The organism is Mucilaginibacter sp. 21P, assembly GCF_019331605.1.
GTDB lineage: Bacteria > Bacteroidota > Bacteroidia > Sphingobacteriales > Sphingobacteriaceae > Mucilaginibacter > Mucilaginibacter achroorhodeus.
Genome location: NZ_CP063061.1, coordinates 3,939,144 through 3,952,370 on the forward strand (window position 1 = coordinate 3,939,144; position 13,227 = coordinate 3,952,370).

At 41.0% G+C, this 13,227-nt stretch carries 12 protein-coding genes; 2 read left to right on the forward strand and 10 right to left on the reverse strand.

Annotated features, from left to right (window positions below; genetic code table 11):
- Window positions 1-13: 13 nt before the first annotated feature.
- The 8 genes from lhgO to INP83_RS17560 form a co-directional block, all read right to left on the reverse strand.
- Window positions 14-1,261 carry an L-2-hydroxyglutarate oxidase gene (lhgO, locus tag INP83_RS17525; RefSeq protein WP_219125289.1) on the reverse strand — a complete coding sequence of 416 codons (1,248 nt, stop codon included), beginning with the start codon at window positions 1,259-1,261 and terminating at the stop codon, window positions 14-16.
- 72 nt (window positions 1,262-1,333) lie between these two features.
- Window positions 1,334-2,710, reverse strand: a complete 1,377-nt coding sequence (locus INP83_RS17530; RefSeq protein WP_219125290.1) for an exopolysaccharide biosynthesis polyprenyl glycosylphosphotransferase — start codon at window positions 2,708-2,710, stop codon at window positions 1,334-1,336.
- A gap of 37 nt (window positions 2,711-2,747) precedes the next feature.
- Window positions 2,748-3,167: a hypothetical protein gene (locus tag INP83_RS17535; protein WP_219125291.1), complete on the reverse strand. Its 420-nt coding sequence runs from the start codon at window positions 3,165-3,167 to the stop codon at window positions 2,748-2,750.
- A 13-nt stretch (window positions 3,168-3,180) separates the two neighbouring features.
- Window positions 3,181-3,738, reverse strand: coding sequence for an NAD(P)-dependent oxidoreductase (locus INP83_RS17540; RefSeq protein WP_219125292.1), 558 nt, complete (start codon window positions 3,736-3,738; stop codon window positions 3,181-3,183).
- Entirely contained in the window at window positions 3,731-4,324 is a 594-nt protein-coding gene (locus tag INP83_RS17545) for a WcaF family extracellular polysaccharide biosynthesis acetyltransferase (RefSeq protein WP_219125293.1), read from the reverse strand. The genes INP83_RS17540 and INP83_RS17545 overlap by 8 nt, the downstream gene beginning before the upstream one ends.
- A 3-nt stretch (window positions 4,325-4,327) precedes the next feature.
- A complete protein-coding gene (locus tag INP83_RS17550) occupies window positions 4,328-5,500 on the reverse strand; it encodes a glycosyltransferase (protein WP_219125294.1) in 1,173 nt (390 codons plus the stop codon).
- 18 nt (window positions 5,501-5,518) lie between these two features.
- Entirely contained in the window at window positions 5,519-6,508 is a 990-nt protein-coding gene (locus INP83_RS17555; protein ID WP_219125295.1) for a glycosyltransferase family 1 protein, read from the reverse strand.
- A gap of 9 nt (window positions 6,509-6,517) precedes the next feature.
- Window positions 6,518-7,798, reverse strand: a complete 1,281-nt coding sequence (locus INP83_RS17560; protein ID WP_219125296.1) for a WcaI family glycosyltransferase — start codon at window positions 7,796-7,798, stop codon at window positions 6,518-6,520.
- Between the two features lie 653 nt (window positions 7,799-8,451).
- On the opposite strand from INP83_RS17560, the gene INP83_RS17565 reads away from it, so the two are divergent.
- Both INP83_RS17565 and INP83_RS17570 read left to right on the forward strand, forming a co-directional pair.
- Window positions 8,452-9,432: a c-type cytochrome gene (locus INP83_RS17565; protein ID WP_255563183.1), complete on the forward strand. Its 981-nt coding sequence runs from the start codon at window positions 8,452-8,454 to the stop codon at window positions 9,430-9,432.
- Window positions 9,433-9,438: 6 nt separating this feature from the next.
- Window positions 9,439-9,897: a DsrE family protein gene (locus INP83_RS17570; protein ID WP_255563184.1), complete on the forward strand. Its 459-nt coding sequence runs from the start codon at window positions 9,439-9,441 to the stop codon at window positions 9,895-9,897.
- 8 nt (window positions 9,898-9,905) lie between these two features.
- On the opposite strand, the gene INP83_RS17575 is transcribed toward INP83_RS17570, so the two are convergent.
- Together INP83_RS17575 and INP83_RS17580 are read right to left on the reverse strand one after the other, a co-directional pair.
- Window positions 9,906-10,310, reverse strand: coding sequence for a hypothetical protein (locus tag INP83_RS17575; RefSeq protein ID WP_219125297.1), 405 nt, complete (start codon window positions 10,308-10,310; stop codon window positions 9,906-9,908).
- 399 nt (window positions 10,311-10,709) lie between these two features.
- On the reverse strand, window positions 10,710-13,151 hold the full coding sequence (locus INP83_RS17580) for a TonB-dependent receptor domain-containing protein (protein ID WP_219125298.1): 2,442 nt from the start codon (window positions 13,149-13,151) through the stop codon (window positions 10,710-10,712).
- Between the last annotated feature and the right edge of the window lie 76 nt (window positions 13,152-13,227).

Consider the following 13,227-nt stretch of genomic DNA (forward strand, 5'->3'; position numbering starts at 1 on the left):
GATGCGACAGTTTTCAATCTATTTCATTCAGTATATATCTGCCAATTGCTAAAGATGACGTAGCCGCCGGCGACGGTGAATTAAGAACGTGAATTATAGAGCGTTTATTTAAAATCTTAAAATCATCAACCAGGCTACCATCCCTGTGGCAGGCTTGCGCGCGCACTCCGGCCCCGCCTTTTACCATATCGGCTTCAGTAATTTCGGGCACTAAAACTTGCAGTGCTTTTGTGAAAGCTGATTTTGACAACGAACGATGTATCTCGCCAATACTTGTTTTACCATATTTGCCCATCACTTTCCAAAAGCCCGGCCAGCTTAGGGTTTCCCAAGAATCGCGTGCGTTAAAATCGCTGAACTTGTAGCCCTCGCGTTTAAAAGCTAAAACTGCATTTGGCCCTGCTTCAACCCCGCCACCTATCATACGAGTAAAGTGTACGCCCAAAAAAGGAAGATTGGGATCAGGCACCGGGTAAATAAGATTTTTAACTAAATATTGCTTTTCTTTTTTCAGTTCGTAATACTCGCCCCTAAAAGGAATGATCCTCAGATCATTTTCCGTCTCTGTATAATTAGCGATCCGGTCAGAAAACAACCCCGCGCAGCTTACCAACTTTTTAGTTGTATAACTACCGGCCGTTGTGACCACTTCATTGGTATCACTTTTCGATTCAACCTTTATAACACTTTCACCAAAGCGAGATTCTCCATCCAGTTTATGATAAAGATCAAGCAGGGTCAAAGCCATAGCAGGGTAATCAATAATACCTGTTTGCGGTACGTGTAATGCTTTTATGCCTGCGCAATGCGGTTCAATTTCTTTTATTTCTTCTTTTGAGATATACTTAACTCCTGTTAAACCATTCGCTATACCGCGCTCGTAAATGGAATGTAACCGATCAATTTCCTGCTCTTTGGTGGCTACGATGATTTTCCCGCATATGTCAAATGGGACACCGTATTCTTTGGCAAATTCTAAAAGACTTTTGTAACCCGCAATGCAGTTTTGCGCTTTTAAACTCCCGGGCTTATAATAGATGCCGCTATGGACAACACCACTGTTATGACCTGATTGATGCTGTGCTACTGTAGATTCTTTTTCGATGACAAGTACTTTAGCACTACGTTTTTTTAATTTAAGTTGATATGCAACCGATAAGCCCACCAAACCAGCGCCAATAATTATATAGTCGTATTTAACAGAGTTTACGATATTCATCTGGATAGAACTACTGGGTTTGCCCACAGCAGGATCGCACATTACGGGACGGACGCAAGTGCAATCGCTATGCTATGAACTTTGGGGTTATATATTGGTTGTTGGTTACGAAAATTAGTAAGCTTTACTTTCGCCTTTAAAAATATTGAAACAGGTTTTGTATATGATCTGCACATCAAGTTTGGTAGACCAGTTTTCGATATACCAGATGTCGTGTTCTACTCGTTGTTCCATCAGATCCAGCGTTTGGGTTTCGCCCCTAAACCCGTTTACCTGTGCCCAGCCTGTTATACCTGGTTTTAAGTAATGCCTAACCATGTAATTATTAATAAGCGCGCGGTACTCTTCTGTGTGTTTAAGCATATGGGGCCTTGGGCCAACAATGCTCATGTTACCAATCAAAACATTCCAAAACTGCGGTAACTCGTCAATACTGGTTTTGCGTAAAAATTTACCTATGGTAGTGATACGGCTATCGTTTTCTCGGGCTTGCAGAATATCGCCAAAGCTGTTTATCCGCATACTCCTGAATTTGTAACATTGAAATTGCTTTCCGTTCAAACCATTACGCATCTGCTTGAAGAACACATCACCTTTGCTTTCACAGATTATTAGCAAAGCAATGATGGGAAACAGCCAACTGAGAATAAGTACTATAACCAACAAGCTAAAGACAATATCGAACAGGCGTTTTACTACTATGTTGTTGATATCCTCTAAAGGTTCTTTCCGAAGACTTAGAACTGGTATGTTACCTATATTTGTCAAAAATGGTGACTGAATGAACCTGTTATAATTATAGATCAGCTTTAGCCTTATACCATACCGATCTGCTTCTTTTTGTAACTGAGCAGTAATTTCGGCATTAACGGTTGGTAATGATACGTACACCTCACTTAACCCCTTTTCTGCTGATTCTTTAAAAAAGTGACGGTAAGCAGATGCTTCATTTTCGTTTTCCCAATCTTTATGTCCGTCAATGGTTACCGCCTCAAACTGGTGATGCATGGCATAACTATTTAAGTAAGGTGCCAATTGCCTGTTTGATGAATAGAGCTCAAACAATGAAATCGTTTTTTTGGGCCCAAAAAACTTATTTACAAAAGGCTCGGTTATCATGAAGAGGTAGCGGCTTACAATAAACGCCGAAAATAAAACTGTGATAAAGATCAACAGGAAATACCAAATATGTTCGGTACCTACAAAATTGGCATATGCAAGAAATATAAATATCTGCATAAGCGTGCTTTGCACGGTTGCCCATACAACTCCCTTGAAATTATTAATCGGGTTTAATTGATACAGTTTAAACACTGTTGAGGTCATAACCCAAATAAGTATGATAACAAAATATGAATACTTCCAGTCATTAAAACTGTTGGCACGTTGAATATCCGCGATATTTGAAGCAGTAAAAAAAGCCAGATTAAGTGCGATACAATCAGACACAAACAAAGCCAAACGAAGAAAATACAGGTACTTGTTTTGCATAAATTTAGCTTTAAGAATTATTGGTAGCAGATTAATTTTATGCAGATATATCTGCTTTAGCAGGCAAGCGGTAACTTCTGTATTTTACCAGCCATTTAATAGTTTCTGTGGTACCTTCGGCACGGGTGTAAGGCCCATCGCCGGTTATTGCGTAAAGGTCTTTCAAAGAAAAGATGTTATCTGTCATCATATTTTGAAGCCTGAAACTTGTAAGAGGAAAACTGATTTTAAGTTTTGATAAAGCATCACCAAACAATGCTGCTGCTTTTACGATAATAAAAGGGACTGATTTTACCCGGCCTTTACCAAGTTTCTCAGAGATCTCGTTTGCCCACTCTGATATTGGTGTTGGTTGCATGTCTCCCAGGTAAAATGTTTTACTATAGACATCATCGGCGGCCATTAGTAACCGTATTTGGAAAACCGTATTACCTACGTAGCCGTAAGTTTTGTGCATATTTTATTAAAATTTACAAATTTACCTTTGTAAACCACATCAAAAAATCAACGTAGGGTATCTTAAACCATGGGCCCCATATGGATGTGGGCCTAATGATTACCCATTTGTAATTAGCATCTTTAATTTCATTCACCAGGCGTTCCCCTTCTACCTTACTTTCGCCATATAATGTGTGAGGATTGAAGGTTTTATAATCTGCCGGTACATCACCGGGTTTACAAACGTACATTGAAGAGGCAAATACTATCTTTTTTAAGCGCGGTAATTTTTCGGCTACCTTGATCACATTTTGAGTACCTTCAACATTAGTGTGGTAATAATTTGATGTTTTACCATTAAGATCAGTTACCGCCGCGAGGTGTACAATAAAATGAGGATCAAATGCAAGAGCTGTTTTTTCCAACTCCCGATAATTTAAAATATCCAGCATTTCCCATTTAGATAAGTGATCATGATTTGCCGGTAGGGCAATATCAACACTAAGCACTTGAAAATTATCTTTGAGCAAATTGGTGATAAGGTTGGTGCCAATAAACCCCGAACCACCGGTTACTAATACCTTAAACATTCAACAGATCTTTAGCGTTATTAAATTCATTTGATGGGACAGGTATGCGGTCTTTTACCGGGCGGGCCGGGCATCCTACACATATTTTATTTGATGGAAGACTATGCAGTACTGTACTACGCGCGCCAACAATGGTTCCCTTACCTATGGATATCCCCGATGCAACAAAAACATCATTAGTGATCCAGCATTCGTCTTCGATAATGATAGGTTCGCAGAAAATATCAAAAGTTGGCTTTGTATAAATGTGGCCGCCGGTGTTTAAGTAAACACGGTGCGCTATGGCAACATTGTTCCCTATGATGATCTCTCCTAAGGTATAAAGCGTTGTAGCATCGCCTATCCAGGTATTAGCACCAACGGTTAACTTCCACGGATAAGTAATTTTAACCGATGGCCTGATAGATGTATTATTGCCAATTTTGGCCCCAAACAGTCGCAGCAAAAACCGGCGCCAGCCAAAAAAAACCTGCGGTGATAATGCAAAAAACGTGCTCTGCACTAACCACCAAAGCTGTACTACTACTTTTGACCTACCGCGAAAATTTGACGGCACAGTAAATGAACTTAAATCTTGGTACTGCATGGTTTATATAAATAATTCTTGATTAATTACAGGTTGAGGTCGTTTGTGCAGCATGCGGTCATAAAATGCGGCATATTGGGGCATTAGGTTTTCCTGGTTAAATTTATTACCTACCGCAACCGGGTCTTTATCTTCAATTTCTCTGCTTAAAAAAGCTTTATGTATCTCAATTATTTGTGCATAGATTGATTCTATTTGATTCTTGCATACCCATCCGCCATCAGGTACAATATCTTCCCATATGTATACATTATCTGATATCAGCACCGGCAAACCGGATTGCAACGATTCGATAACCGCAATGCCGTAATTCTCATTCATTGATGGCAGCACAAAGCAATCTGCGCCTGCGTAGGCGTCGGCTTTATCCTGCCCGCTTAAAAAGCCACCGAAAATCACGTATTTCTCGATCTGGAAATCTTTGACCAGAAATTTGATATAGGTTTCATAGCTTTCGCTGCCCTTTCCGGCTATTAATATCCGCGTATTATAAGTCCATGATCGGTCTATAAACATCTGCACGGCTTTTAGCAACAGGTCAAGTCCCTTCTTATAGTCAACCCTTGACAAGAACAGCAACACAAAGTCTTTCTTACCTATCTTATGGCGTTCTCTGAATGCCTGCCTGTTCCCTTTGCCTTCGTAATTGATGGGTAATGGCAGTGTGTAAATGTTATCATTGGGCTCGTTGTAAGTTTGCAATAAATTGCCTTCGAGTTTTGAAGTACAGCAAATAGCAGCTGCGTTGCGTATTACTGACTTTACAAACTTGCTGGCGAGGTGCTTTTTCAGTAACCGTTTCTTTTGCAAATCAAACGGATCAAGCGAACCGTGCGGCCAAATCACATAGGGTATATTATTTCTATGTGCTTTATGAGCTGCTTTTATGGCTGTAGCTCCCCACACTTCATGTATTATAACCAGGCTAAAGCGGTTAATATTTTTTGTCATCCAGTTATCTGCCCGCAACGAGTTACTGAACATATAAGGAAAAGATGGCGGAAACAAGTGCACCAGTTCATCAAGTTCACTATCATACTCCTGGCCGTTTGAAACAAGCGAAAGCACCTCATTATCAAAGCCCAAGGCTTTTTCAATCCTTATGATAGAAAGTATAGCGGAATAAGTGCCTCCGAGCTTTTTATCAAATGCCCCGATAACATGCAGTATTTTCATAAATATTAAATGGTTTTGTTATAGGTCCTGATAAATCTTATGGTAAGCTTTTGCAACGGCATCCTTAGAAAACCTCCGGACATTGATAAGGCCGCTTGATATCAGTTTTGCGGTTAATTGTTTATCATTGGCAACTTGTTCAATACCGTTTCTTATTGATGCGATATCGTACGGATCAACGTAACAAGCACCGTCTCCCGCTATTTCGGGCATTGATGAGCAGTTTGAACACACAACGGGGGTCCCGGTTGCCTGTGCTTCTAAAACGGGCATACCAAAACCTTCAAGGGTAGAGACGTAACACAGTAAGTCGGCCTGCTGATATTCGAGATACAGATCATCAATACTCAGATCAGTTAAATTCCTGTATGTTATGTGTTTCTCTTTTAACTGTTTTTTCAGGTTATCAGTTAGTTTACCTATTATGGTTAGTACACAATCAAGCCCCTCTAAAGCATCCAGCAAACGGCTTATGTTTTTATTAAAAGCAGTACCAATCTGCAGCAATTGAATGGTTGATGAATTACATTTTGGTTTAACAACAGGTTTGTAAATGGCATCAATAAAATTGCTTATTACCGTAACCTTTGAATTTTCTACATTGATGTACTTTAACAGATCTCGTTTAGTGTTTTCTGACACTACAGTAACCTTGTGCGAAAATTTTACCGGCAGGTAGATCCAAAAAAGCCAGTACGTGAATTTGGCCGCCGGGCCTTTATTTAACATAAAACCCAGATCGTGTATGGTAAGAATTCTTTTGCTAAACCAAGCGCCCAGTATCGTGTAATGCACATCACCGGTAACATGAATTATTTTTTTGTGATAATGCGTTATTGTGAACACGTTGCGCAAACGGTTAAGCAAGCCCTTGCTGTAATGCGACAGCTGCCTGTTTATGATACTGACGTTTTGTTTCTTCAGATAAGAAGACAAGCTGTAGAATAAATACTCAATGCTTACCTGCCCTTCAAACGGTTTCCTGAAAACTAATACCACTTGTTTCATACCACTACCTTAGCTAAGTACCGGTTTAACCATAGAAGGATTCGCATCTGCGTTTACGGAATCGCCACTTACTGTTGCTAACAATGCTTTTAGTATACTGGTACGGGCGAGATGCCGTTCCACATAAATACGGCCGTTCCTTTTTTGAGGGGTGAAGTCATCAGCACAACACCTTACAATTGCATCTTGTAAAGCTTTGTCGTCCTCCGCAGGTATCAGTACGCCAATATTGTGCTCGGTTACTACCTCATGCAAATTAGTGCCTGGGTCGGCAGTTATTAATGCAAGCCCGCCCACAGCATGTACGTTAGTTAGTTTAGATGGCATCATTAAATCACCTGCTTTTCTTTTTTGAATGATGAGGTGCACATCGGCCATATTTAAGAAGCGATTAAACACATCCATCTCCTGAAGTGGCAAAAAGACGATGTTATCCAGGTTCTTCTCTTCTGTCATTTGCATCAGGCGCTCCTTGTATGGCCCTGTGCCGCATATGGCAATTTTAATATGGTGTTCATTTTTCAGATTTTCAGCTACGGTTATAAGCGATTCGAGCCCCTGCTTTTCTCCTATCGCACCCGAGTAGAGGGCAATTTTATCGGTTTCCTTAAAGCCCCAATGCTGTTTTGCAGATGTGTCGTTTGTAAGGGGCCAAAAGTTTTCAATAGCCACCCAATTGGCAAAATGTATAACGTTATGCCTGGTTTTAAGCTCAATTTTCTTTTTCATTCCCACGGCAACAGTGGTTACATAGTCACTGCTGTTTAGAATATATTTCTCTATTCTAAATAGAAATCTGAACAATGCGTCAGACTTCAGGATGTTTAAATCACGGGCTGCTTCTATCTGCATATCGTGGATGTGATAAACCAATTTACCGCCTTTAAAAAAACGGTAGAATAGGCCTAAAAAGCCAAGCAAAAAAGGTGGAGCCATACAAAAGACGATATCGTTTGATGGTTTAAAAAACAACCTCAGCAAAACAAAAAATGCGGTGAAGCAAAACGTTAGTTCATGTAAAATGCGCTTAATACCTGTTGGCGAAGCAGGTACATACAAAGGGCACCGGTAAACACACAAATTGCCATCTGCCGATACTTCTTTTTTATACCATTTTCCCGTGTAAGGTTTCTGCATTTTCCATTGCGGATAGTACGGGAATGACGTTACCACAGTACAATCGAAACCGCTGCCGGCAAGCCATTCGGCCATTTCGCCGGTGTATTTTCCTATGCCAGTGAGCTCGGGAGAAAAATTAATCCCAAGCAGCAGCACGCGCTTTTTGCTCATAATAGACCGTATTGTTTAAGATTGATTATGCTTTTACAAAAAGAAAGACTGCGGCATTCTCGGGTTAAAGTATAGCTTCGCCATTTCGCTTACATAAAGCGCTTTCTTTTTAAAGAGAATATTTATGCGGATATCGAATAAATATTATGATGTTAAATTACGGAAGCCAAGGCAAGAAAATGGCTGATTTAAGGGGTTGTATCACCAATCGTGAATTTTAGAGAAATGTGTGTACCTGTAGTGGTGAATTACCAACTTAGCTGTGCAAAAGTTGCACAGCTTTAAGCATTGCCAATATGAAAATGAGGTTTATTTAAGTCTGGATTTACCCAAATAAAAGAAGGTTATTCCGCGCATTGCCGGTTTAAAGTGGATTATTCTAAAAAAATTTTCTTTACATCCGATCTATTGGATCGGTATTTTTGGAATTTGATCATATGCTGATGGCTTAGAATTTTTTCTCAGGGCATTATCGAAACTATGGGGCTTTATATCAATATTACAATAGTATATTTAGTCTTTCTTAATAGCTACTCATCAAAAAGCCGCGGCAAAAGGATGAATACACTAAAGCCATTACCAACTTGCCAAGATATCTCGTTTATATTGTAATGTTTTGCGCAGCTTGCGTAACTATAGCTACTGTGGCTCTGATGAGAAAGCAACCTGAATTATTAAAATTAGGCAACAGTAAAGTTATGGCAAATGGTGGATCTGGCGTAGGAACAAGCACCTTACATCAAATAACTTCCAATACTTGGAGAGCGCCGAAAGATGAAACTACACCTACCGGAAAGGAAGGCGAAATGATCAGATATGGCCGGGACCTAATTACTCATACGAGCAAGTATTTAGGCCCTAAGGGAACAATAGCAAAAATCACAAACGGCATGAACTGTCAAAATTGTCATTTAGATGCAGGCACTCGTCTATATGGCAATAATTTTAGCGGCTTTATCAACGCTTATCCTAAAATGAGCCGAAGAGCCGGAAAGATCGAATCGCCGGCTGAAAGATTGGTAGAATGTTTTGAACGCAGTTTAAATGGAAAAGCGCCGGATACCTCTGGCCGCGAAATTCAATCTATATTAGCTTATATGCGTTGGGTCGGTAAGGATGGTAAACATGGCGTCAACCTGATCGGAGCAAGTACTGAGAAAATGCCTTATTTAAAATTCGCAGCAGATACTGCAAAAGGCAATGCCGTATACTCGCTTAAATGTCAAAATTGCCATGGGCAAAATGGCGAAGGAGTTCTGTCGCACGATGGTACCGATTACACCTACCCGCCATTATGGGGCAATCATAGCTACAATGATGGAGCCGGGATGTACCGCCTTGGCAGTCTGGCAGGCTTCGTGAAAAACAACATGCCACTCGGAGCCACTTACCAAAATCCGCAACTAACAAATGAGGAGGCCTGGGATGTAGCTGCATTTATAGAATCAAAGCCCCGTGCTCATCAAAACCAGCATAGCGATTGGAAAGATTTAAATAAAAAACCGATCGATTTTCCATTTGGACCATATCCAGACAGTTTTAGCGAAAAACAGCATAAGTATGGGCCGTTTGCGCCAATCAAAGCCGCACATAACGGCCGATCGAAGAGTTCAGTTACTAACCCACAAAAATAAAAACTCATGAAAAAACTATTCCGATTACTGGTACTTGCCGCAGGCATTTTTGTTATGAAACCAGCGGTAGCCCAAACCACCGATCCTGCCGCCTTTACAGGTGCACAACCTAAAATAAATCATTATGATGCACTTTACATCATAAATTCAAGTGATGAAAAAAAGATAGGTGCTACGATCAGAAACATCAATAACGCCCTTGAAGACCCACGTTTAAAAAGCAAATTGAACATAGAGCTCATAGCTTTCGGCGATGGCGTAGCTACCTATCAAAAAAGCGGACCCTTTGAGCAAGCGCTAAAAGGTTTACAAGCCAAAGGAGTAATTTTGGCACAATGCAGCAACACAGTAAGAGAAAGACATATAGATAAAAATACACTCTTTGATTTTATCTCTTACGTGCCGAGTGGTAACGGCGAAATTATCCTGCGCCAATACGAAGGATGGGCAACCGTACATCCTTAGGAATATTTTTACGTTTTTACATGGTTTGTGTTATTCTGTTTCAGCATAAAAAATGACAGGATAAACGTTAAAAACAAGACAACCCATATATGGTCATCCAGTGGAACTGGACAGGGACTGGTAAATGGCGTAGAAACAGTTGGGTAGTAAGTTCCTGTTTGTGTGATACCTTGTACTGTGCAGCTACCATTTGGGCTGCTTGTTGTTGCAACATAAGTATGCGGCCCACAGACACCCTGCCACAATACAAAGTTCCGGCCGTTACCTGCCAGAAACGTTCTTGCGCCGGTTGAGGTGGGTACGTTAAATACTTTATTATAAGGGTCGTAATTCGGGATTAAGCAACCCTGTGCATAAACTTTGTTGCTTACAAAAAAACACAGAATAGCTATAGCAATTGTAAAATATCTCATAACATCACATCATTGAGGAATTTCTCGAATGTGTGTGTGTTTAGGTAAAGCGGATTGATTTGTTAACAATTTCATGATTATGGGGGATAGACATGCTCACTATGTCAATTATGTTTTCTCAAAGAGAAACATAATTAACGCTACTAACCCTTAAACGGGTAGCGCAATCTTTTTGTTAACTTTAAGTACAATAAAAAAATATTATTAATTAATAAAGCACTAAGAGTTAGCTATTTAAATTTCATCTTCGAAAATAGGTATAACGTAAAAAAGCGAGACAAGTAGCTCGCTTAGGGTTGATTGGGCACTTTAATGATCTTTAAATCTATATAATGAGCCCTCGTGGACTTAGTAACAGAAATATCAATTTATTTCGGTCAAGTTACACTCTACCGAAAGTTAAAACTCCCAGATAAAGCCAATGGTTGGCAATGTGCCGGCCGAAGTATTCTTTAGCAAAAGAGGTACAGCGTTAGAGCCATCTTGCCGTATAGGTTTGCCGTCGGTTGTTAAAAAGGCGGTGTTATCAGTTGTACGGGCAAACGTATAATCCGGATAAGCCGGGAAGATGGCACCATACCAATCAGTTACATCAATGTACAGATCAAAACTGGTTTTCCGGAAGTTCCAACGTTTATCTATCCTAATATCCGATGAGTTGAACGGTCCGAGCCTTAACGTATTTGCCTGGCTGTAATTATAAACGCCCGCCCCGGTGGTCAGATAATTGGCCCTTGAGGCAGCATCATCAAACGGCGTATAGGGCACACCGCCTGCATACCTGAACTTGAGCCCGATCTCGTAATTTTTTGGCAATTTATATCCCAAAGTAAGCGATACCAATCTACGGCTGTCAAAAGCAGATGGCACATACTTGCCGTTAAGACCTGTAAACTTACTCCTGAAGACACTGGCAGACAGTACACCAAAAAACCGGCTTGTCAGTTTTTGCTGGGCAAAAAACTCGATACCATAAGCCTGCCCGCTGCCGACTGTTGCTACGGCTTCGTTGCCCACCACGTTGTAGTCGCCACCTTCGTTTGCCAGCGAAATACCATCGCGTACAGATACAGGATAGTTCCTGTATTGCTTGTTATAAACCTCGAGGGTAAAACGTGTTGACGCCCGCGGCAAAAACTCTACTCCCGCTACATAATGCGTGCTGCGCGTATAAAGGGCAGATTTATTCAGGTAATTACCATTTGCGTCGGTAAAGCCTAAAATTGTATTTTCAGGTAATTTATAGTAAATACCTGCAGATGCGTTCAGGTTCCATTGTTCGGCAAGTGCATATGTGAACGATATGCGAGGCGAAAGCGTGCGTCCGGCATTCATACCGTCTGAAGTAAAGGAGTTCATATCGGTGCGTACACCCAGGTTTACACCAAGCCTGCTATCTAAGAAACGTTTGCCTGCTTGTGCAAAGGCACCAAACTTGAAATAATTTAATGTCGCCTTCGATTGAAATATTTGTGCCGGCTGCGTCACATTGCCATTTTCATCATTTAATTGGGCGCGATAGCGCTGGTAATAATCGTTGTTGAACTGAATGTACTGGGCAGTAGCGCCGTACGACCATTGCCAACCATCTTTACTAAAGTTGAAATCCGCACGTAACCTATTCCCTATCTCGCGCGAGCCAATATCCAATCTCAATTTAGAAGGATCGTTTTGATCGTTATCATCGTATTTTTCGATACGGTTATTCAGCAGGTCTCTACTCAATGCCAGGTTCAAAAAACCGTTCCTCAAAGATCTTTTAAGCGTAGCGCCAATGGTATAGTTATATTGATTGATACTGGGCGAATTGGCAAGACTATAAAGTTTTTCGGGCGTGGCGTTTTTGATTGTTCCAAATTTGAACTCATCTATAGCCCCAACTCCAATAAATGTAAGTGTTGTTTTTGGATTGAGTTTATGCGTTATCTTGGTTTGGAAATCATAATAATTTGGCCGTACAGGTATATCTAAAAGCGAAAAAAGCAATTGCAGATATGAGCGCCTTACCGAGGCAAGAAACGCAGTTTTGGGTGAGATGGGCCCCTCAGTGGTCAATGCAAGCTCAGATGCGCTAAGCCTTACATTGCCCTGGTACCTATCGGTACTGCCGTTCTTTTGGGTGAACTGTAACACGGAACTCAATGCATTATCGTAACGTGCATCAAAGGCAGAACTACTTAGCTTAACATCCTGTAAAAAAGATACGTTTAAAATACCGGCCGGGCCGCCGCTGCTTCCCTGGGTTGAAAAGTGGTTGATCACCGGCATCTCTATCCCGTCCAGGTAAAAGACATTTTCGTTGGGTGCGCCGCCTCGTATAATGATATCGTTTCGAAAACTACCGCTGCTGCCATCTGTACCTGTAACGCCGGGCAGGGCTTGTATTACGCGTGACACGTCAAAATTACCGCCCGGATTGCTCCTGATCTCTTCGGCAGTGAGGCGCTGAACAGATAGGGGTGTCGCCAGTGTTGCTGCCGTTGCAGATCTTGCGGCAACAATTTTAACTTCATTGAGGGTATCAATCCTATCCAACTCTACGTTAAAGGTTTGCTCGTTGCCGGATGAGATGACAATGTTATAAACCGTTTCGCTTTTGTACCCTAAACGCGAAATACGAAAAGTGTACGTCCCCACCGGTATGCCCTCTATCTTAAACCGCCCAAGCGAATCGCTAATGGCAGAGAAGCTACCAGACGGTGATACCACAATGTTAACATCAGCCAGCCCAAGTGAGGTTGTGCGGTCGGTAACAGAGCCGGTAAGGTTACCCTTGGATTGGGCATAGGATGTTAAACTTATAATTGCGAAAAAGAGAAATAGATAAAGGTTTTTTTGCATAGGTTTGATGGGCAAAGGTAGCAATGAATTTCAATAAGTGTAAGTTGCTATTTGCTGCAAACAAAATCTCTGTTTC